This is a genomic window from Streptomyces sp. NBC_00670 (assembly GCF_036226765.1).
Taxonomy (GTDB): Bacteria; Actinomycetota; Actinomycetes; order Streptomycetales; family Streptomycetaceae; genus Streptomyces.
This window is the reverse complement of the sequence record NZ_CP109017.1, coordinates 190042-213315: the sequence shown is the minus strand read 5'-3', so window position 1 is coordinate 213315 and position 23274 is coordinate 190042. Positions and strand designations below refer to the sequence as shown.

Annotated in this window: 10 protein-coding genes; all 10 read left to right on the top strand. The window is 75.3% G+C overall.

Translation table 11 applies throughout. The features are described 5' to 3' along the window. The first annotated feature begins 91 nt into the window (after window positions 1–91). The 10 genes from OIE12_RS00895 to OIE12_RS00850 all read left to right on the top strand — a co-directional run bounded on the left by OIE12_RS00895 (window position 92) and on the right by OIE12_RS00850 (window position 23262). Entirely contained in the window at window positions 92–6832 is a 6741-nt protein-coding gene (locus OIE12_RS00895; protein ID WP_329130617.1) for a non-ribosomal peptide synthetase, read from the top strand. Continuing rightward, on the top strand, window positions 6829–12351 hold the full coding sequence (locus OIE12_RS00890) for a non-ribosomal peptide synthetase (protein WP_329130616.1): 5523 nt from the start codon (window positions 6829–6831) through the stop codon (window positions 12349–12351). Before OIE12_RS00895 ends, OIE12_RS00890 begins: the two co-directional genes overlap by 4 nt. Beyond that, window positions 12348–13499, top strand: a complete 1152-nt coding sequence (locus tag OIE12_RS00885) for a saccharopine dehydrogenase NADP-binding domain-containing protein (RefSeq protein WP_329130614.1) — start codon at window positions 12348–12350, stop codon at window positions 13497–13499. Before OIE12_RS00890 ends, OIE12_RS00885 begins: the two co-directional genes overlap by 4 nt. Continuing rightward, window positions 13496–15409, top strand: a complete 1914-nt coding sequence (locus tag OIE12_RS00880; protein WP_329130612.1) for a Gfo/Idh/MocA family oxidoreductase — start codon at window positions 13496–13498, stop codon at window positions 15407–15409. Before OIE12_RS00885 ends, OIE12_RS00880 begins: the two co-directional genes overlap by 4 nt. After that, complete coding sequence (locus OIE12_RS00875; protein WP_329130610.1) at window positions 15406–16611, top strand: cytochrome P450; 1206 nt, start codon at window positions 15406–15408, stop codon at window positions 16609–16611. The genes OIE12_RS00880 and OIE12_RS00875 overlap by 4 nt, the downstream gene beginning before the upstream one ends. Continuing rightward, the gene (locus tag OIE12_RS00870; RefSeq protein ID WP_329130608.1) at window positions 16608–17450 is read left to right on the top strand and encodes a thioesterase II family protein; all 843 of its coding nucleotides are present in this window, start codon (window positions 16608–16610) and stop codon (window positions 17448–17450) included. The genes OIE12_RS00875 and OIE12_RS00870 overlap by 4 nt, the downstream gene beginning before the upstream one ends. Window positions 17451–17499: 49 nt before the next feature. Then, window positions 17500–18228 (top strand): class I SAM-dependent methyltransferase, encoded by a 729-nt coding sequence (locus OIE12_RS00865; protein WP_329130606.1) that lies wholly within the window; start codon window positions 17500–17502, stop codon window positions 18226–18228. Further along, window positions 18225–20021, top strand: a complete 1797-nt coding sequence (locus tag OIE12_RS00860) for an ABC transporter ATP-binding protein (protein ID WP_329130604.1) — start codon at window positions 18225–18227, stop codon at window positions 20019–20021. The genes OIE12_RS00865 and OIE12_RS00860 overlap by 4 nt, the downstream gene beginning before the upstream one ends. Then, entirely contained in the window at window positions 20018–21763 is a 1746-nt protein-coding gene (locus tag OIE12_RS00855; protein WP_329130602.1) for an ABC transporter ATP-binding protein, read from the top strand. The genes OIE12_RS00860 and OIE12_RS00855 overlap by 4 nt, the downstream gene beginning before the upstream one ends. 65 nt (window positions 21764–21828) lie before the next feature. Next, a complete protein-coding gene (locus tag OIE12_RS00850) occupies window positions 21829–23262 on the top strand; it encodes a salicylate synthase (protein WP_329130600.1) in 1434 nt (477 codons plus the stop codon). Window positions 23263–23274: the final 12 nt, after the last annotated feature.

Below are 23274 nucleotides of genomic sequence, written 5' to 3'. Positions count from 1 at the left end.
GGGCCGCGTCGTGTGTCTACGATGTGTCGCATGGAAATGATAATCATTTCTATCTAGGCCGTGTGCGGCATCCCAGGAAGGGCACCCAGCAGTGAGCGATGAAGCAGTCGTCAAGGCGCGGACAGCGACGGAAGGTGACCCCGGCAGCCGCGACAGCCCGGCCCTCACGGCGCCGGCGGTGCGCGAGGCGGTCGCACACGCGCTGGACATGGCGCCGCGCGACCTGGACGGCGACCGCGACCTCTTCGAACTCGGCCTCGACTCACTGGTGCTGATGACCCTGGCGGGCACCTGGCGGCGCGCCGGCAGCACGGTCACCTTCCAGGACCTCGCCCGGGTCCCGACCCTCACGGCATGGACGGCCCTGCTCGCCCGCGCCCCGCGCGGCCCCGGGCCCGCCGCGGCGCGGCCCGTCCCCTCGGCGCGGGCGGAGACGGGCCCCTTCCCCCTGGCGACGATGCAGCACGCCTACTGGATCGGACGCCAGGACGGGCAGCCGCTCGGCGGCGTCGACGCGCACTTCTACGTCGAACTCGACGGCCACGACGTCGACCCGGCCCGGCTCGACACCGCCCTGCGCGAACTGGTGCGGCGGCACGGCATGCTGCGGGCCGTCTTCGACGACGAGGGACGCCAGCGCCACGGCGAGCCGGGCACGCCGCTGATCCTCCACGACCTGCGCGCCCACACGCCCGAAGAGGCCGACGCCGTACTGGAGTCGCTGCGCGAACGCGGCACCCACGCGCGCACCGACCTCGCCACCGGCGAGGTCTTCCGCGCCGCCCTGTGCCTGCTCCCGGACGGCCGCACCCGGCTCCGGATCGGCCTGGACATGATGGCCGGCGACGCGTTGAGCCTGCGCGTCCTCCTCTCCGACCTGCGACGCTTCTACGAGAGCCCCGACGACCCGCCGCCCGCGCTCACCCTCGACTACCGCCACTACCTCGCGGAGCACGACGCCCGGCGCGCGGCCGAACGCGAACGGCACGCCGCCTGGTGGCGCGAGCGCCTGCACCGGCTGCCGCGCGCCCCCCGGCTGCCGACGACCGTCGACCCGCTCACCCCCGTCGGCGCCGACGACACCGCGCTCACCCGCTCCCGCCGCCTCCACCACTGGCTCGGCCCCGACGACAAGGCGGCACTGCTCACGGCCGCCCGCCGGCACGGACTCACCCCCGCCGCGGCCCTCGCCACCGCCTTCGCCGAGGTCGTCGCCGCCTGGAGTGACACCCGGCGGTTCCTCCTCAACCTGCCGCTGTTCGACCGGGAGCCGTTCAGCCCCGAAGTCGCCCACTTGGTGGGGGACTTCAGCAGCTCGGTGCTGCTCGACGCGGACCTGGACGCACCCCTGCCCTTCCATCAGCAGGCCCGCCGGCTCCAGGAACGCCTCCAGGAGGGCATCTCCCACGGCGCGTACGGGGGCGTCGAGGTGCTGCGCGACCTCGCTCGTGCCGAGGGCGGCCCGGTACTGGCGCCCATCGTCTACACCAGCGCCATCGGGCTGGGCGAGATCTTCGAGCAGGACGTGCAGAAGTCCTTCGGACGACCCTCCTGGATCATCTCGCAGGGCCCCCAGGTGTACCTGGACGCCCAGGTCACCGAGCTCGACGGCGGACTGCTCCTCAACTGGGACGTGCGCGAGGGGGTGTTCGAGGCCGGGGTGCCCGACGCGGCGTTCGACGCCTACCGGCGCCTCGTCGGCCGCCTCCTCACGGACCCCGGCGCCTGGTCCCGCCCGGTGGACGGCCTCCTCGCCCCCGGCGTCCTCGCCCGGCGCGCGGTGGCGGCCCCGCCCTCCGCCCCGGTGCCGGAACGCGCCCTGCACACCCGCTTCTTCGCGCGCGCCGAGACCGACCCGGACCGCACCGCGGTCCTCCCCGCCACCGGCACCCCGCTCACCTACGGCGCACTCGCCCGCGCGGCACGGCGGATCGCCGCGCTGCTGCGCGACCACGGGGTCCGCGAGGGCGACACCGTCGCGGTGACCCTGCCCAAGGGCGTCGGCCAGATCGCCGCGGTCCTCGGCGTCCTGGCGGCCGGCGCGGCCTACGCCCCCGTCGGCGTGGAACAGCCCGCCGTGCGCCGGGCGCGCATCCACTCCGTGGCCGGCGCCTCCGCCGTCCTCACCGACCGGGCGCACGCCCACCTCTGCGCGGACACCGCCGCCCCAGCCCCAGTACTCCTCGTCGAGGACGCGACGACGGCCGCGCCCGCCCCGGTCGTCCTGCCCGACCCCGGCCTGCCCGCCTACGTCCTGTTCACGTCCGGCTCGACGGGGCTGCCCAAGGGCGTCGAGGTGTCCCACCGCGCGGTCGTCAACACCGTCGAGGCGATGGCCGAGCAGCTCGGGCTCGGCCCCCAGGACCGTACCCTCGCCCTCTCCGCCCTGGACTTCGACCTCGCCACCTGGGACATCTTCACCCCGCTCTCCCTGGGCGGCCAGGTCGTCACCGTCGGGCAGGAGCACCGCCGCGACGCCCACCACTGGGCGCGACTGGTGCGCACCCACGGCGTGACGCTGGTGCAGTGCGTGCCCGCGCTCCTCGACCTGCTGATGGCCGCGGGCGAGGACGCCCGGGACGGCGCGGGGCTCGGGGACTCCCTGCGCATGGTCCTGCTCGGCGGGGACTGGATCGGGCTCGACCAGCCCGCCAGGCTCCGGGCCCTCGTACCCGGCTGCCGGTTCGTCGCACTCGGCGGCATGACGGAGGCGGCCGTCCACTCGACGGTCTTCGAGGTGGCCGAGACCGACCCGGCCTGGACGTCCGTGCCGTACGGGGTGCCGCTGCGCAACATGCGGGCCCGCGTCGTGGACGGACGCGGGCGCGACTGCCCCGACCTCGTCCCCGGGGAGCTGTGGATCGGCGGCCCCGGCGTGGCCAACGGCTACCGGGCCGATCCCGGGCGTACCGCCGAACGCTTCGTGGAGCACGACGGCGAGCGCTGGTACCGCAGCGGCGACCTGGCGCGCTATCGGCCCGACGGCGTGCTGGAGTTCCTCGGCCGCGCCGACCACCAGGTGAAGATCGGCGGCCACCGCATCGAACTCGGCGAGGTCGAGTCCGCGCTGGAGGACGACCCCGCCGTGCTGCACGCGGTCGCCACGGTCCTCGACACCCCGGTACGGCACCTGGCCGCGGCCGTGTCCGCGCGCGGTCGCGCGCCGGGCCCGGACACCGCGCCCGCCCGTGGAGAGACACCCGGCCCGGACGCCGTGCGCGCCCGTGGTGCGGCACCCGACCCCGACGCCGTACGCGCCCGGGCGGCGGAGCGGCTGCCCGCCTACATGGTGCCCGAGCGCGTCCTCGTCCTCGACGAGCTGCCGCTGACCGCCAACGGCAAGCTCGACCGGGCGGCGGTCCACCGGACACTCACCGAGGCCGCGGGCCGTGCCGCGCCCCGCATCTCCGCCCCGGCCGGCCCGGTGGAGAGCGCCGTCGCGGCCGAGTGGGCCGATCTGCTGGGCGGGGCCGAAGTGGGGCGCGAGAGCGGCTTCTTCCTGCTGGGCGGGGACTCCCTGATCGCGACCCGCCTGATCGGCCGGCTGCGCGCCGCCGGCTTCCCGGACGCCCGCGTGGCCGACCTGTTCGCCCACCCTGTGCTCCAGGACTTCTGCGCGACGCTGCGCCCCCGCCCGTCCGACGACCGGGAGCCCGCCCCGCCCGTCCTCGTCCCCGACCCGGACCGCGCCCACGAGCCCTTCCCGCTGACGGACGTCCAGGCCGCCTACCACACCGGCCGCGACCCCCGCTTCACCCTCGGTGGCGTCGGCACCTGGCACTACACCGAGTTCGACGGCACCGGCGTCGACCTGGACCGGCTGGAGCACGCCTGGAACACCCTCGTGCGACGGCACGGCATGCTCCGGGCCGTCGTCGAGGACGGGCACCAGCGGGTCCTGCCCGAGGTCCCGCGGGTGCGCGTCCCGGTGGAGGACGCGCCCGCCGGAGCGGAGGCCGAGGCCCTGGCGGGCCTCCGCGCCCGCCTGTCCCAGCAGGTCCGCGACCCCGCGCGGTGGCCGCTGTTCGCCCTCGGGGCCGTACGCCACCACGGCGACGACGGCGAGGTGCGCACCCGCCTCGGCATCGGCCTGGACTACCTCGTCCTCGACGCCCTCTCCCTCACCACCCTCTACGCCGAACTGAACGCCCTCTACGCCGACCCGGACCACCGGCTGCCGCCCGTCGACATCACCTTCCGCGACTGCCTGACCGGTCTCCCCGCGGACCCCGGGTCGGTGGCCCGGGCCCGCGCCCACTGGCAGGACCGGCTCGCCGAACTGCCGCCCCCGCCCGCCCTGCCCCACGACCGGGATCCGGCCACGCTCCAGGCGCCCGTCTTCACCCGCCGCCGGCTGACCCTGCCCGCCGAGGACTGGCGGGCGGTGAAACGGCGCGCGGTCCGGTACGGCCTGACACCCTCCACCGTGCTGCTGGCCCTGTACGCGGAAGTCCTGGAGGCCTGGAGCGGAACCGACGCCGTCACCGTCACGCTCACCCTCTTCAACCGGCGCGACACGCACCCCCACATCCACCGGGTACTGGGCGACTTCACCACCCTCTCCCTCGCCGGGCACCGGCGCGAGGGCGCGGCCTGGCTCCCGGCGGCCCTCGCCCTGCAACGCCGTCAGGCGGCGGACCTGGACCACACCGACGTGCCGGTCGACTGGCTGCTGCGGGAGTTCGGCCGCCGCACGGGCACCGTGGACGCCGCCGCGCCCGTGGTGTTCACCAGCGCCATCGGCGTGGGCGACGCCACGCTGGCCGGCCCGGGCACCGGCTTCCCCGAGAAGGTCTGGGGCATCTCCCAGTCCCCGCAGGTCTGCCTGGACAACCAGGTCACCGAGGAGTCCGGGAACCTCGTCGTCACCTGGGACGCGGTGGAGGAGCTGTTCCCCGAGGGCGTGGTGGACGCCATGTTCGACGCCCACGCGGCCCTGCTGAGCCACCTCGTCACCGGCGACTGGGAGGCACCGCTGCCCGACCTGTTGCCCGCCGCCCAGGGCGCCCGGCGTGCCGCCGCCGCACGGGAGGCCGCCCTGGAGCCGGCCGACCCGCGCCCGCTGCACGAGACCTTCTTCGCCCGCGCGGCCGACCGCCCCGACCGCACCGCCCTGGTCACGACGGCGGGGGAGGAGACGAGCTACGGAACCCTCGCCGCACAGGCACTGCGCACCGCCGCCGCGCTCGTCGACGCGGGCGTGGCGCCGGGCGAGCCGGTCGCGGTCACCCTGCCCAAGGGCCCGGAGCAGATCGCGGCGGTCCTGGGCGTCCTCGCGGCGGGCGCCGCCTACGTCCCCCTCGGCCACGGACAGCCCGCCGCCCGGCTCGCGCGGGTCCACGCCACGGCACGGTTCCGCATCGTCGTCGGACAATGGCCCGACCAGGACGGTACGGGCCCCCGCGCCCTCCCCTTCCCCACCACGCAGACCCACGAGCCGCTGCCGGCGCCGCTCGGAACGTCCCCCTCGGCCCTCGCGTACGTGATCTTCACCTCCGGGTCGACGGGCGAGCCCAAGGGCGTCGAGATCCCGCACGCCGCCGTCTGGAACACGGTCGCGGACATCAACGCCCGGCACGGCATCGGCCCGGACGACCGGGTCCTCGCCCTGTCCGCGCTGGACTTCGACCTCTCCGTGTACGACGTCTTCGGCCTGCTCTCCGCGGGCGGTTCCCTCCTCGTCCCCACCGAGGACCAGCGCCGCGAACCGGCCCGCTGGCCCGGTCTGGTGGAGCGGTACGGCGTCACCGTGTGGAACACCGTCCCCGCCCTGCTCGACCTCCTGCTCGACGCCGATGAACAGGGCGCTCCCCACGTGCGGGGGCTGCGCACCGCGCTGGTCTCCGGCGACTGGATCGGCCTCGACCTCCCCGGCCGACTGCGCGCCCGCACCGCACGGCCCTGCGCGTTCGTCGCCATGGGCGGCGCGACCGAGGCCGCCATCTGGTCCAACACCCTCACCGTCACCGAGGTGGACCCGCGGTGGGCGTCCGTGCCCTACGGCCGCCCCCTGACCGGGCAGCACTACCGGGTGGTCGATCCGGCCGGGCGGGACTGCCCCGACTGGGTCCCGGGCGAACTGTGGATCGGCGGCGCGGGACTGGCCCGCGGCTATCTGGGCGATCCCGCCCGCACCGCCGAGAAGTTCCTCGTACGGGACGGGCGGCGCTGGTACCGGACGGGCGACCTGGGCCGGTTCCGCGGCGACGGGCTGCTGGAGTTCCTCGGCCGCCTCGACACCCAGCTCAAGATCGCCGGCCACCGTGTCGAGGCGGGGGAGATCGAGGCCGCCCTGGAGTCCCACCCGGCCCTCGCCCGGGCCGCCGTCGTGGCCGTGGGGGAGCGCACCGCGAAGCGCCTGGCCGCCTTCGCCGTACCCCTCAACGCCGCCGAACCCCCGGCAGTCGAGGACCTCCTGGGCCACCTCGCGGACCGCGTCCCCGCCTACGCCGTCCCGTCCCGCGTCCTGCTGCTGCCCGCCCTGCCGCTCACCGCCAACGGCAAGGTCGACCGCAACGCCCTGACGGACACGGCGGGCCCCGACCCCGCGCCCGCCGGCGCCGAACCCCCGCGCGAGGGCACCGAGACGGATCTCGCCGCGCTCTGGCGGGAGCACCTGCCGGAACCCGTGTCCGACCGCCACGCCAACTTCTTCACCCTCGGCGGCGACAGCCTCTCCGCGCTGCGCCTGCTCACGGCGATCGAACGCCGCCTCGGCGCCACCGTGCCCGTCCGCCGCTTCTTCGCCGCACCGACCATCGCCGCGCTCGCCGCGGACATCACCCGAACGCTCGCGGCCCACGAGACCGCCTACGAGACCGGAGAGCTGTGAACATCGCCGAACTGCTGGCCCGTTACGCCGACGAGGGCGTCATCCTGTGGGCCGACGACGGACAACTGCGGTTCCGGGCCCCCGAGGGCCGCCTCACCGACGCGCACCGCGCCGAACTGCGCACACACAAGGCGGCCATCCTGGACCACCTGGCCGCCGATGAGCCCTCGCTGCGCGCCGACCCCGTCGGCCGCCACGACCCCTTCCCCCTGACGGACATCCAGGCCGCCTATCTCATCGGCCGCACCGACGCCTACGCCTACGGCGGTGTCGGCTGCCACGCCTACGTCGAACTGGAGTACCCGGAGCTCGACGTGGACCGGGTCACCGCCGTGTGGCGGGAGCTGGTCCGGCGGCACGACATGCTGCGCGCCGTCATCCACCACGACGGCCACCAGCGGGTCCTGCCCGACGTACCCGACCTCGCCGTCGGCACCGACGACCTGACCGCGCTCCCGGCCGCCGACGCCGAGGCGGAGCTGGCACGCACCCGTGCCCGGCTGTCCGCACGCGAGGCCCCCACCGACCGGTGGCCGCTCCTCGACGTCCACGTGAGCCGGACCGCCGGGCGGGCCGTGCTCCACCTCGCCGTCGACATGCTCGTCGTCGACCACGCCAGCCTGCGCCTCCTGCTCGCCGAGTTCCAGCACCGCTACGGCGGCGGCACCCTCTCCGAGGCACCGCGGATCACCTTCCGCGACTACGTCCTGGCCCGCCGCGCACTGACCGGCACCGACGGCCACACCCGCGACCGCGCGTACTGGACCGAACGGCTCGACACCCTGCCGCCCGCCCCCGAACTGCCCCTCGCCGAATCCTGGGAGGCCGCGGTGAGCGCCTCCGGGAGCGCTACCAGCACGCCCACCGAGGCGGTGACGTTCCGCCGGCTGGAGGTCCTGCTGCCCGCCGCCGACCGGGAGCGGTTCACCGGGCGTGCCGCCCGGCGCGGACTGACGGTGTCCACGGCCCTGCTCACCGCCTACGCCGAGACGGTCGGCCGCTGGTCGCGCACCAGCCGGTTCACGCTCAACGTCCCCACGGTCGACCGGCCCGGCCTGCACGAGGACATCGGCCGCCTCGTCGGCGACTTCACCTCGCTCGAACTCCTCGCCGTCGACCTCGACACCCCGGCCGCCTTCGCCGAGCGGACGGCGGCCCTCGGGGAGCAGCTCCTCGAAGACCTGACGCACCCGCTGTTCACCGGCTCCGAGGTGCTCGCCGAGCTCTCCCGCCGGGCCGGCGCCCCGGTCCTGATGCCGGTCGTCTTCACCAGCGCCCTGGGCGCGGGCGGCACCGCCGAGGGCGTGCCCCCCGAGGTGACCCACGCCGCCACCCGGACCCCGCAGGTGTGGCTCGACTGCCAGGTCATGCACCGCGGCGACGCGCTGGCCCTGTCCTGGGACATCCGGGAGGGCGCGCTCGCCCACGGCGTCGCCGAGGCCATGTTCGACGCCTGGACGGCGCTCGTACGACGGCTGTCGGCCGAGGGCGAGGACGGGGAGGCCGCCTGGGACACCCCGGCCGGCATCCCACTCCCCGCGGACCAGGCGGCCCGCCAACGGGCGGTCAACGCGACCGGCGGACCGCTGCCGGACGCCCTCCTCCACGAACCCCTGCTCGCCCGGGCCCGGGCCACACCCGACGCCCTCGCCGTCCGCACACCCGAAACGGCGCTCACCTACCGGCAGTTGACCGACCGTGCCGGCGCGGTCGCCGAGGCACTGGCCGCCCGCGGACTGCGGCCCGGGGAACCCGTCGCCATCTGGGCCGACAAGGGCTGGGAACAGATTGTCGCCGTCCTCGGCACGCTCATGGCGGGCGGCGCCTACCTGCCCGTCGACACGGCCCAGCCCGCCGCCCGCCGGGACACCATCCTCGCCGACGCGGGCGTCCGCACGGTCCTCACCCAGTCCTGGCTCGCCGAGGCCGACGACCTCCCGGCGACCGTGTCGGCCCTCGCCGTCGACCTCCTCGCCGAAACCCCTGCCTCGCCCGTTCCGGCCGCACCCCGACGCGACCCCGACGACCTCGCCTACGTCATCTACACCTCCGGCTCCACCGGCACGCCCAAGGGCGTCATGATCAGCCACCGGGCCGCCCTCAACACCGTCCAGGACATCAACCGTCGCCACGCGGTCACCGACCGCGACCGCGTCCTCGGCATCGCCGGACTCGGCTTCGACCTGTCCGTCTACGACCTGTTCGGGCCGCTCGCCGTCGGCGCCACCCTCGTCCTGCCCCGCGCCGACCGGCGCGGCGACCCCTCCCACTGGGCCGAACTCGTCCGTGACCTCGGCGTCACGGTGTGGAACTCGGTCCCCGGCCAGCTCCACATGCTGTGCGACTGGCTCCGCTCCGAACCCCCCACCGGGGACAGCACGCTGCGGCTCGCGCTGATCTCCGGCGACTGGATACCGGTCACCCTGCCCGGCCAGGCCCGCGCCCTGCTGCCCGGACTGGAGATCGTCTCCCTCGGCGGCGCCACCGAAGGCTCCATCTGGTCCATCGCCCACCCCATCGGCGAGGTGGACACCGCCCGCCCGAGCATCCCCTACGGCACCCCGCTGACCAACCAGACCTTCGAGGTGCTCGACGGACACCTGCGGCCGCGGCCCGAATGGGTGCCGGGCGAGCTGTACATCGGCGGCGCGGGCGTCGCCCTCGGCTACCTCGGCGACGAGACCCGCACCGCCGAGCGGTTCCTCACCCACCCCGGCACCGGGGAGCGGCTCTACCGCACCGGCGACCTCGGCCGCTACCTGCCCGACGGCACCATCGAGTTCCTGGGCCGGGAGGACGCCCAGATCAAGATCCGCGGCTACCGCGTCGAACTCGCCGAGGTGGAGGCCGCCGTGCAGGCCCATCCGGCCGTCGCGGCGGGCGCCGTCGTCGTCGACGACTCGGCCGCGGGCGGCCGCCGCCTGGCCGCCTTCGTGGAGACCGCCCGCAGGGACGGCGACGAGCGGGCCGCACCGGGCGCGGAACAGGCGCGCGCGGCGGCCGCCGACGCCGTGCGGGAGGCCTCCGCGGCCGTCGACGAGGAGCGGCTGAGGGAGTTCCTGACCGCGCTCGACGAGGTGGCCCTCGCCGAGATGACCCGCGTCCTTACCCGCTCCGGAGTCTTCGACGACGGTGCCGCCCGCACCGCCGACGAGGTGGGCACCGCACTGCGCGCCACCCCCCGCCACCGGCACCTCCTGCGGCGCTGGCTGCGCGCCCTCGCCGCCCGGGACCGGCTCACCCACCGGCCCGCCGACGACACCTACACGGGCCTCGCCCCCGCCGCCCCCGGCACGGAGCACCACTGGCGGCGGGCCGCCGACCTGGAGCACCGGATCGGCTGGAGCACCGAACTGCTGACCGTGATGCGCACCTGCGCCGACCGGCTGCCCGAACTGCTCGCCGGCGACGTGGGCATCCGGGACCTGCTCTTCCCCGGCGCCGCGACGGACGCCGCCGACGCCGCCTACCGGGACAACCTCGCCATCCGGCACCTCAACCGCGCGGTGGTCGCCGCGCTGCGCGAGCTCGCCGCGCACCACACCGGCGAGGAGCGGCTGCGGATACTGGAGGTGGGCGGCGGGGTCGGCGGCACCACCGGCGAACTGGTGCCCGTCCTCGCCGAGTACGGCGTCGACTACCTGTTCACCGACCCCTCCGCGTTCTTCCTGAACGAGGCCCGCGAACGCTTCGCCGACCACGGCTGGGTCCGTTACCAGCGCTTCGACGTCGACGAGGACCCGCGCACCCAGCACCTGCTGCCGAACACCTTCGACGTCGTCGTCTGCGCCAACACCCTGCACGCCGCCGCCGACGCGGACGCGGCCGTGGGACGGCTGCGGGAACTGCTCGTGCCGGGCGGACAGCTCGTCTTCGTGGAGAACACCCGCGAGCAGAACCTGCCGCTGCTGGTCTCCATGGAGTTCCTGGAGCTCGCCGGCCGGACCTGGACCGACGTGCGGGAGCACACCGGCCAGTCCTTCCTCACCCACACGCAGTGGCGTGAACTCCTCGCCCGGCACACCGCGTCCGACGTCACCTCGCTGCCCGGGAAGCAGGACGCGCTCGCGCTCACCGGACAGGAAGTGTTCCTCGCCACGATGAAGGACGACCGGCACCACGTGCCGACCGGGGAACTGGCCCGCACCGCGGCCACCCGGCTCCCGGAGTACATGCTCCCCTCCGTGTGGCAGGTCGTCGACGCCCTGCCCCGCACGGCCAACGGCAAGACCGACCGCGCCCGCCTCGCCACCTGGCTGCCCCGCGAGAGCACCCCGGCCGTCGTGGCCGAACAGCCCCGCGACGAACTGGAGCAGAGTCTGGCCGGCCTGTGGTCGGAACTCCTCGCGGTCGACCACGTCACCCGCGACGACGACTTCTTCGATCTCGGCGGCGACTCGCTCCTGGTGGCCCGGATGGTGGGCCGGCTGCGCGAACGCGTACCGCGGGCGGCCGACCTGGAGTGGGAGGTCGTACTGCGCCACATGCTGCGCCGCCCCACCGTCGCCGGACTCGCCGGGTTCCTGCGCGGCCTGGCCGGCCCGCAGGACGCGCCCGCGCCGGACGCCGTGCGCACGGACCCGGTGATCCACCTGCACGGCGCCCGGTCGGACGACGAGCCCACCACCGTGCTCGTGCACGCCGGAACCGCGACGATCATGCCCTATCGGGCGCTGATCACCGAGATCAGGCGCCGCTCGCCCGGCCTCGCCGAGGTCGTCGGCGTGGAGGTTCCGGACCTGGGCGGTTTCCTCGCCGCCCCGCCGGACGGGCTCATCGAGCAACTGGCGGCCGACTACGCGCGCGCCCTGACCGCGGACGGACGCCGCCGCTTCCACGTCGTCGGCTACTGCCTGGGCGGACTGATCGCCACCGAGGTGGCCCGCAACCTGGCCGAGTCCGGCGCCGAGGTGGAGAGCCTCACCGTCATCAGCAGCCACAGCCCCCGCTTCCGCCTCGACGACGAACTGCTCGCCGAGTACTCCTTCGCCGTCATGATGGGCATCGACCCGGCCGCACTCGGCTTCCCCGACGACCAGTACCGGGTGGCCGCGGCGGCCGACGCCGTCCTCGCCGGGAGCCCCGGTGTCCTGCCGGACGGCGGACTCGCCGCGCTGCCCGCGGAGTTCGAGGACGTGGCCGGCCGCTTCCGGCGCCTCGCCGAGGTGCCCCGCGCCACCCGCATCGCGCGGATGTGCGAGGCGGTGCCCCCCTCGGCCGGCAGCTACGCACCCGACCACATGACACGGCTCTTCCTCGCCTTCCGGCAGAGCGTCTTCGCCATCACCCGCTACACCGCCGAGCCCTACGCCGGCGACATCACCTTCCTGCGGCACGACGGCGCCTACCCCTTCCCCGGAAGCAAGGACGCCGTCACCGCCTACTGGGAGGAACTCACCCTGGGCGACCTGGACATCGTGGACATCGGCGGCGACCACTACAGCTGCCTCTCCGTCGAGCACGCGCCCGGCATCCTCAAGACCCTCGGCGAACTGACCCGGGGGGCGATCACCCGATGAGCACACCCGTGATCGGGGTCCTGGGGGCCTCCGGGGCCGTCGGCCGGGCCGCCGTACACGCCCTGCGCGCACTCGGGCACACCGGGCTCCGCCTCGGCGGGCGGACCCCGTCGGCCCTGTGCGCGGTGGCCCAGGAGGAACCCGGCAGCCACGACGAGACCGTCTGGGCGGACGCCGACGCACCGCAGGGCCTGCGCGCCTTCACCGAGGGCTGCGACATCGTCCTCAACTGCGCCGGCCCCACCTACCGGCTCCGCGCCACCGTCGCCTCGGCCGCACTGGCCGCCGGCGCGCACTGCGTCGACGTGGCCGGGGACGACCCGGCCGCCGAGGACCTGTCGAAGGACGGCGACCCGGCCCGCGACGGCCGCACCGTCGTGCTGTCGGCGGGCGCCCTGCCCGGCCTGTCCAGCCTCCTGCCCCGCTGGCTCGCCGGGCAGGGCCTGGACACCGTCTCCGCGCTGACCGCGCACTGCGGCGGCCTGGAGAGCTGCACACCGACCGTCGCCCGCGACCTCATGCTCTCCCTCACCTCCGGCGGCGCGGACGGCGCGGCCTACGGCGAGGCGCTCGCCGCCGTCCGCGACGGCCGGCGCGTACCCCGCGCCCTGCGCACCGCCGAGGACACCGAACACGCCGTCTTCCCCGGCCGGGTGGCCGTGCAGCCCTACCTCAGCGGCGAGAGCGAACGCCTCGCCCACGCCCTGGGCCTGGACCGGCTCGACTGGTACAACGTCCACCCCGGCCCCGCGGTACGGGCGCTGCTCGGCCGGCTGCCGGCGAGCCTGGCCGCCGGGGAGGACCCGGCCGCACTGGCGGACCGGCTGCTCCTCGCCGCCGACCTCGACCTGGCCGGACGTACCCCCTACTACGTCATGGACTTCCTCCTGTCGGGCACCGCCTCCGGACGGCCGGCCACGGCCGGACTGACGCTGCGCACGGCCAGCAGCTACCGGCTCACCGCCGCCGTGGGGGCGCTCGCGGTGGACGCCGTGCTCCGCGGGGCCGTACCGCCCGGCGTGCACTTCGCCTGCGACGTACTGGACCCGGACACGGTGGTGCGGCACCTGCGCTCCCACGGGATCGCCGGGCTGCGGCTCACGGGGACGGCGGCCGAGGCCGCACCGGTGGAAGAGGGTGTGCTGTGAGCGCTGCTCCGACGCCCTTCCGCGTTCTGGTCTGCGGCACCAACTTCGGCCGCTTCTACGCCGAGGCGGCCCGCGGGCGCCCCGGTTACACGCTCGCCGGCCTCCTCAGCCGGGGCTCGGCCGCCTCCCGTGCGTACGCCCGCCGTCTGGGCGTCCCGCACTACACGGACGTCGACGACCTCCCGGACGGCATCGACGCCGCCTGCGTGGCGGTCAGTTCGTCCATATCGGGCGGGCAGGGCACCGACCTGGCCCGGGCGCTCATGGACCGGGGCATCCACGTCCTCCAGGAACACCCCGTCCACCTCACGGAGCTGACGGAGAACTACCGGCACGCCCGCCGCCGGGGAGTGCGGTACCGCCTCAACACCCACTACCCGCACGTCACCCCCGTCCGCGCCTTCACCGACGCGGCCCGCAGGCTCCGCGCACGGCAGCGGCCGCTCTTCGTGGACGCCGCCACACCGGTGCACCTGATGCACCCCCTGGTGGACATCCTCGGACGGACACTGGGCACCCTGCGGCCCTGGCGGTTCGCGGACCCCGCGCCGCTGCCCGCCGACATCGGGCCGCAGCCCTTCCGGTCCCTCCAGGGCGTGTTCGCGGGCGTGCCCCTCACCCTGCGGGTGCACCACCAGCTCGACCCGTCCGACCGGGACAACCACGCCCTGCACTGGCACCGGATCTCCCTCGGCACCGAGGGCGGCGTCCTCACCCTGGCCGACACCCACGGGCCCGTCCTGTGGAGCCCGCGGCTGCACGTCGGGCGGGACGCCGGCCGGCGCCTCGTCCTCGACGGGCCGGGCACCGGACGCCTGGGGCTGGCGACCACGTCCGTCGTCGGCGACACGGTGCCCTTCCGCACCGTCTTCTCCGACCTGTGGCCCGAGGCCGTCGGCAGGGCACTGGACGGATTGCGTGACGCCGTCGAGCAGGGCGGGGACGCGCTGCGCACGGGCCAGTACGACCTCGCCGTGTGCCGCGTCTGGACCGACCTCGCGGCACGGCTGGGACCGCCGGAGATCGTCCGGCCGGACACACCGCGGCCCCTGGCGGTCAGCGACATGTTCCCGGTGCCGGAACCGTCTCCCGTCCCCACATCCACCGGGCCCGCCCCCGCCCCCGCCGACACCGCGTCCTACACGCCGTCGGCGGAGTTCTTCGACCTCGTCGCGGCCGAGCACACCGCGACCGCGAGCGCCCCCGCGATCGCCGCGCTCCTCGCCGACGCCGACCTGAGCGGCGGGCCGGTGGTCGACGTCGGCGCCGGAACCGGGCTGGTGACCGAGGCCGTCGCCCGGGCCCGGCCGGACGCGGAGATCCTCGCCTGCGAACCGGCGGTCGGCATGCGGGCCGTGCTCACCAGCCGGGTGTTCAGCGATCCGGACCTGCGCTCCCGGGTCACGGTCACGGCGGACGCGGCCCCTGACCTGGACCTTCCCGACCGGGTCAGTGCTGTCCTGCTCTGCGGGGTCCTCGGCCACCTCGACGCCGACGGCCGGGCCCTGCTGTGGCGACGGCTGACCCGGCGGCTGGCCCCCGGCGGGCTCGTGGTCGTCGAACTCATGGGCTTCGACGAGCCGTTGGTCCTCCCCGAGACCCGGCTCGCGACCGCCACGGCGGGCAGGCAGCGCTACGAGTGGTCGTTCGGCGGCGTCCCCGACGACGCGGACGGCGCGATGCGCCTGCACTCCACCTGGCGCGTCTACGCCGACGACGCCACGGAGCCGGTGCGCGAGGTGCACGACTCCTACCGCTGGATCCCCTTCGGCCTGAAGGACGTGGAGGCCGAGTCCGGCCTGACCGCCCGCCCCCTGCCGACCCGCCCCGGCGCACCCCCACTGGCCGCGCTCACCCTTCCTCCCGTTTCCCCCGTTGCCCACCCCACTCAGACCGAGGACCACCGATGAGCACACCCCCGCCCACGCCCCGCGACTTCCCGATGCGGCGCGGCTGCCCCTTCGCCGCGCCCGAGGAGTACGCCGCCCTGCGCACCGAGGACCCGGTCGCCCGCGTCACCCTGCCCACGGGGCGGGAGGCCTGGGTGGTGAGCCGGTACGACGACGTGCGCGAACTGCTCTCGGACCCGCGCGTCAGCGCGGACATCACCCGGCCCAACTTCCCCGCCCTCGGCGAGGGGGAGCAGGAGGCCGGGGCGAAATTCAGGCCCTTCATCCGCACCGACGCGCCCGAGCACACCCGATACCGGCGGATGCTGCTGCCGGTGTTCACCGTGCGCCGGGTGCGGGCGATGCGTCCCGCCGTACAGGCGCGCGTGGACGAGATCCTGGACGCCATGCTCGCCGGCGGCGGCCCCACGGACTTCGTCGCCGCGTACGCCAACGCCGTGTCCACCTCGGTGATCTGCGAACTGCTCGGCGTCCCCCGGGAGAACCTGGAGTTCTTCCGGGACGTCACCCGGATCTCCGGGTCCCGCCACAGCACCGCCGCACAGGTCTCCGAGGCGCTCGGGGGTCTCTTCGGACTGCTCGCGGAACTGGTCGCCCAGCGGCGGGACGAACCCCGCGACGACCTGATCTCCAGGCTCGTCACCGAGCAACTGGCCCCCGGCCACGTCACGATGGAGCAACTGCTCTCCACACTCGGCATCACGATCAACGCCGGCCGCGAGACCACCACCAGCATGATCGCCCTGAGCACCCTGCTCCTCCTGGACCGCCCGGACCTGCGGGAGGAACTGCGCCGCGACCCCTCCCTGATGCCGGCCGCCGTCGACGAACTCCTGCGCGTGCTCTCCGTCGCCGACTCCATCCCGTTGCGCGTCGCCGCCGAGGACATCGAGCTGTCCGGCCGGACCGTGCCCGCCGACGACGGGGTCATCGCCCTCCTCGCCGGGGCCAACCACGACCCCGAACAGTTCGACCACCCCGAGCGGGTCGACTTCCGCCGCACGGACAACCACCACGTGGCGTTCGGCTTCGGCGTGCACCAGTGCGTCGGGCAGCACCTGGCGCGGCTGGAACTGGAGATCGCGCTGGAGACGCTCCTGCGCCGCGTCCCGACGCTGCGCCTCGCGGGGGAGCGGGACCAGGTCGTCGTCAAGCACGACTCGGCCACCTTCGGCCTGGAAGAACTGAGGGTGACCTGGTGAGCGCCGCCGTCCCGCATCTCCCGCCGGCCGCCCCCGTCCGCACCGCCCGCGGGGACAGCCCGTGGATCAGACGGTGGAGCGGCGGTGGCGCCACGTCCCGGGCCACCCTGGTCTGTCTGCCGCACGCGGGCGGCAGCGCGACCTTCTACCGGCCCTGGGCCGCGCTGCTGCCGCCCGAGGTGGAACTCCTCGCCCTTCAGTACCCGGCCCGCGAGGAGCGCGTCGAGGACCCGGGGATCACCGGCATGGGCGAGCTGGTGACCGCGGTGGCCGACGCCCTGCTGCCGCTGCTCGACCGGCCGTACGCCCTCTTCGGGCACAGCATGGGCTCCGCCGTGGCCTGGGAACTGGCCCACGAGCTCCGGCGCCGCGGCGCCCCCGCCCCGCGCCGGCTCTTCGCCTCCGGCCGCGCCGCCCCCGGCACGGCCGTCACCGGACAACTGCACCGCCAGAGCGACGACGTGCTCGGCGCCGAACTCACCCGGCTCGGCGGCACGAGCGGCGAGATCCTCGACGACCCCGGACTGCGCGCCCTGGTCCTTGCCGCCGTACGCCACGACTACCGGATCATCGAGACCCACCGCCCGGCCGACCGGCCACCGCTGAGCTGCCCGGTCCATGTGCTGACCGGCGCCGACGACCCCGAGCTCGGCGCGGCACGCGGCCGCGACCGGGCCGGCGGCTGGGCGGACCTCACCACCGCCCGTACCGAGGTGCGGGTCTTCCCCGGCGACCACTTCTACCTCACCCCGCACCGCCGCGAGGTGGTGGCCACCGTCCTGCGCCGGATGGACCCCTCGCTGGCCACGGGCGCCCGCACCTGGCCGAGCACCCCGTGAACCGCCCGGACCGGCAGACCCGCCCGGCCCCCCGTCCCCGGAGACCGTCGTGATCGACTACTACTCGCCGTCGGCCGAGTTCTACGAACTGGTCGCCACCCGGCACACCGCCAGCAGCGGCCCCCCGCTCACCCGCGTCCTCAGCGGCCTGGACGTCTCCCACGGCCCCGTCCTGGAGATCGGCGCCGGCACCGGACGCGTGACGGAGGTCATCGCCTCCGCGCTGCCCGGGGCGGAGGTCCTCGCCGCCGAACCGTCGGCCACCATGCGCGCCATGCTCACCTCCCGGGTCGCCCGCGACCCGGACCTGCGGCGCCGGGTCACGGTGGTCGACGGCGCGGCCCAGGACCTCGTCCTGCCCGAACGGCTCTCCGCTGTGGTGATCTTCGGGGTCGCCGGTCACCTCACCGTCCCCGAACGCGTGGCGCTGTGGAAGCGGCTCGCGGCCCGCCTGCCCGACGGGGCCCCCATCGTCGTGGAGCTGATGGGGGTCTCCGCGCCCCGTGTCATCCCGCCGGTGATGTCCCTGCGGGAGACCATCGGCCGCCAGACCTACGAATGGTGGATCGGCGGCGAACCCGCCGGGGGCGACGCCATGCGGTTCACCACCACCTGGAAGGTGCTGCGCGAGGGCCGCACCGTGCGCGAGGTCGCCGACAGCTACGACTGGCACACCTTCGACGTCGCCCGGCTGGCCCGGGAGGCCGGCATGACCAGCCGCCGCATCACCGAGGCGGGCGGCAGGCCCATCCCCGAAATCGGAGTACTCCTCAAGTGACGTCACCCACCTCCCGCCCCGGCCCGCAGCCGGCCGCCCCCGCCCCGGACACCGGGGCGCCCCCGCCGCTGCGCACGCTCGCCGCACCCGTCCGGGGCCGGCTGGCTCTCGCCGCCGGCCTCCAGGCCGTCGCCGCCCTCGCCGGAGTGGTCCCGTTCATCGCCGTCTCGCTCCTCGCCGACCGCCTCACCGACGGAGCCTCCGCCGACGCCCTGTGGCCGCTGGTCGCGCTGGCGTGCGCGGCCGGTCTGTTCGCCCTGGTGTGCGGAACGGCGGCCGGCGCCCTCGCCCACCTCGCCGACAACGACCTTCAGCTCGCCCTCCGCCGCCGGCTCGCCCGGCACATCGGCCGGCTGCCCCTGGGCCGGTTGACCGAGAAGGGCACCGGCGAGATCGAACAGGCGGTGCACGACGACGTCGGCGCCCTGCACACGCTGTTCGCGCACACCCTGCTCGACGTGGTCGCCGTGCTCACTGCCCCGGTCCTCGCCCTGGCCTACCTGTTCACCGTCGACTGGCGCCTCGCCCTGCTCGCCGTCGTGCCGCTGCTGCTCGGCCTGCTCCTCTTCCGGCGGGCCATGTCCGGCGCGGCGGCACAGATGGCCGAGTTCGGCGCCGCGATCGGACGGATCTCCGCCGCCGCCGTGGAGTTCGCGGCCGGCATCGCCGTGTTCAAGAGCTTCGGACGCGGCCGCAGGGCGCACGAGCGGTTCGTCCGCGCGACCGAGGGGTTCGCCGACTTCTTCTCCGGCTGGGTGCGGGCCACCCTGGTCAGCTCCACCGCCGCCGTCCTGGTCGTCACCCCGGCCGTCGTACTGCTGCTCCTGTCCCTGGCGGGCGCGCTCCTCGTGACCCGGGACGGGATGCCCGCCGCGCGGCTCGTCCCCTTCCTGCTGCTCGGACCCGCCGTCGCCGCGCCCATGGGCGTCGTCGGCCCCCGCGTCCAGCAGATCCGGGCCGGCCAGGCCGCCGCCGTACGCCTCACCGAACTGCTGCGCGCCCCCACGCTCCCCGAACCCGCGGCCCCCGTCCTGCCCGACGGCCACCACGTCTCGATGCGCGGCGTGTCCTTCTCCTACGACGGGCGCACCGACGTCCTCAGCGGCGTCGACCTCGACCTCGTGCCCGGCACCGTGACCGCGCTCGTCGGACCCTCCGGTTCGGGCAAGTCCACCCTGGCCTCGCTGCTGCCCCGCTTCCACGACGTCACCGCCGGCACCGTCACCCTCGGCGGCGCCGACGTGCGGGACATCCCCGCGACCGAGCTGTACCGCCGGGTCGGCTTCGTCCTCCAGGACGTACGGCTGCTGCGGGCGAGCGTCGCCGACAACATCCGCCTGGGCCGTCCCGACGCCACCGACGAGGAGGTTGAACGGTGCGCCCGCGCCGCCCGCCTCCACGACCGCGTCCTGGCCCTGCCCGACGGCTACGCCACCCAACTCGGCTCGGGCCTCGCCCTGTCCGGCGGCGAGGCCCAACGCCTGTCCATCGCGCGGGCGTTGCTCGCCGACGCGCCCGTCCTCGTCCTCGACGAGGCGACCGCGTACGCCGACCCGCACTCCGAGGCGCTGATCCAGGACGCGCTGTCCGCGCTCGCGGCCGGCCGCACCCTGCTCGTCATCGCCCACCGGCTGTCCACCATCCGCTCGGCCGACCGGATCGTGGTCCTGGAGGACGGCCGCGTCACCGCACAGGGCCGCCACGACGACCTGCTGGCCGCCGGGGGCCGCTACGCGTCGCTGTGGAACGCCCAGCGAAACCCGGACGACATCCCGGAGGGAAGCACCCGATGATCCGACAGCTCTACCGCGTCCTCGGCCCGGAGGGCTCCCGGCCGCTGAACCGGCTGCTCGTCCTCCAGTCGGGCGCGGCCGTCCTCCAGGGCATCGCCTTCGCCCTACTCGTGCCCGTCCTGCGCGCCCTCCTCGGCCCCGACCCCGACGAGGCGTGGCCCTGGCTGACCGCGTTCGCCGGCTGCGTACTCGCGTACGCCGTGCTCCAGGGCGCCGCCCTCGGCGGCGGGTTCTCGGCCGGCTCCCGGCTCTCCCGGGTGCTGCACCGCCGCATGGCGGACCAGGCCCTGCGGCTGCCGCTGGGCTGGTTCACCGCCGGCCGCACCGCCGAGTTCAGCAGGCTCGCCGGACAGAACGTCCTCCAGGTGATGAGCACCCCGGCCCATCTGCTCCGCCCGTTCCTCACCTCCTTCCTCACCCCGGCGACACTGGTGGCCGCCACCTTCTTCTTCGACGTCCGCACCGCTCTGGTGCTGCTGGCGTGCGCGCCCGTGCTCTTCGCCGTGCAATGGGCGAGCACGGCGGTGATGCGGCGGCTCGACCTCGGCCGGGACGCGGCGATCGGCGAATCCGCCGACCGGGTGCTGGAGTTCGCCCGGAACCAGCCCGTCCTGCGGGCGTTCGGCCGGACGGCCGAGGGGTACGGGGCGCTGGACGACGCCCTGGTGGCCGAGGCGCGCGCGGACCGGCGGCTCATCGCACGGGGCCTGCCCGGCCTGGTCTCCTTCTCGTTCGCCACCCGGCTCGTCTTCGCCCTGCTGCTCGCACTGGGCGTGTCCTGGCGGCTCGACGGATCGCTCGACGTGCCCACACTGCTGGCACTCCTGGTGCTCCTGGTCCGGCTCATCGACGGCGTGTCGTCCGCCGCCGAGGCCGGCGCGGGCATGCGGCTGGCCCGCAACACCCTGGACCGGCTCGGCGCGTTCCTCGACGCGCCGCCGTTCCCGCAGCCCGCCGAGCCGAGAACACCCCGCGACGCGAGCGTGGAGTTCACCGGGGTCGGCTTCCGCCACGAGGGCGACCCGGCCGCACGCCCGGCCCTGAACGACGTCACCTTCCGCCTGCCCGAGCGCGGCATGACGGCGCTGGTGGGACCCTCCGGCGCGGGGAAGACCACGATCGCCGCGCTGCTCGCCCGCTTCCACGACACCACCGAGGGCACCGTCCGTATCGGCGGCGTCGACGTCCGGGAGATCGACGCGGAGGAACTGGCCGCCCGCGTCTCCCTGGTCTTCCAGGACGTCTACCTCTTCGACGGCACCATCGAGGAGAACGTCCGGATCGCCGCACCGGACGCCGGGCCCGGCGAACTGGCCGAGGCCGCCGCCCTGTCCGGTCTCGACCGGGTGATCGACGAACTGCCCGACGGATGGGCCACCACGGTGGGGGAGGGCGGCACCCGGCTGTCCGGCGGCCAGCGCCAGCGCGTGTCCCTGGCCCGCGCCCTGCTCAAGGACGCCCCGATCCTCGTCCTCGACGAGGCCACCGCCGCCCTCGACCAGCAGAGCGAGGCACTGTTCGCCGAGACCGTGCGCGCCCTGGCAGGCCACAGGACCGTCCTGGTCGTCGCACACCGGCTGAGCACCGTCGTCGACGCCGACCGCATCCTCGTCCTGGAGGACGGCGAGATCACCGAACGGGGCACGCACGACGAACTCCTCGCCGCCGGCGGCACCTACGCCTCCTTCTGGGAGCGACGCGCCCGGGCCCACGGCTGGCGGCTGGCGGCGGCCCCCTCATGACCCGGCACCCCACATCCACGAACCCGCCCCGCCCGACCCGGCACGAGAGAGAAGGACACCACACGATGAGCACCGGTCCCCGGCCCCTGTGGGAGGCATGGGCGAAGTCCGTCCCCCCGCTCGCCCGTACGAGCACCCGGGAGCCCTGCCCCGACCCCGCGGCCACCGCCACCCGCCTCGCCCGGACGCGGCCGGCGGACCAGTACATGGCGTACGAGACGGAGGGCGGCGTCTGGCACTTCGCGGCGGGTTCCGCCGTCGACGTCACCGCGACCGCCACCGGCATCACCGCGCGTGCCGCCGGACGGAGCTGGACCTCGCGCACCGACGGGCAGCCCCTGACGGCGTTCGCCGCGGCCCTGGACGCACTCCGCGCGGCGGAAGAGGACGGCAGCGCACGCCACTTCTACGGCTGGGCGGCCTTCGAACTCGCCCACCTCCTGCACGCGGACCCCGCGGCGGCCGGGGACCGGCCCCTGCTGCACGTGCTGGTCCCGTCCGTCGAGGTGACCCTCGCCGGCGACCGGACGGTGGTCCGCGCGGTGGACGAGGCATGGCTGCGCAAGATCACCGACCTGCTCGCGGAACGCCCCGGGCAGCGAGAGCCGGCCGCCGGGGAGCCGGCGCCGGGGAGCACCGAGGCGGTCGTCGCCGCGGGCTCCGCCGCCTACGGCCGCGCGGTGGCCCGCACGGTCGCCGACATCCGGGCGGGGCTCCTGGAAAAGGCCGTGGTGTCCCGGAAGGTGCCCCTGCCCGCCGGGCCCCGCGCGGACTTCCCGGCGACGTACCTCGCGGGCCGCCGAGCCAACACCCCCGCGCGCTCCTACCTGTTGGACCTCGGTGAGTACCGGGCGGCGGGGTTCAGCCCCGAGACCGTACTGGAGGTCGGCGGGGACGGGCGGGTGAGCACGCAGCCGCTCGCGGGCACCCGCGCGTACGGGGCCGACCCGGCGGAGAACGAGCGCAGACGCGTCGAACTGCTCACGGACCCCAAGGAGATCCACGAGCACGCCGTCTCCGTACGGCTGGCCTTCGAGGAGATGGCCGCCGTGTGCCGGCCCGGTTCCGTGGCCGTCGAGGAGTTCATGGCGGTGCGGCCGCGCGGCTCGGTGCAGCACCTGGCCTCCCGGCTGACGGGGCGGCTGCGGGACGGGGCGGGGCCGTGGGACGCGTTCGCCTCGCTCTTCCCGGCGATCACCGCCACCGGCGTCTCCAAACGGTCCGCGCTCCAGGCCCTGGCCCGCCATGAGGACGGGCCCCGGGGCCTGTACGGCGGCGCGGTGTTCCGGGGCGGCACCGACGGCGCCCTGGACGCCGCCCTCGTGCTGCGCACCCTCATCGGCGCGGGCGGGGAGGAGTGGCTGCGGGCGGGCGCCGGGGTCACCGCCCAGTCCAGCCCCGCACGCGAGATCGAGGAGACCTGCGAGAAGCTCCGCAGTGTCGCCCCGCACCTCCGGTTCACCCGAAACCCGTCCGACACGGCCGATTTCGAGCGCTGACGGGAACGGCCC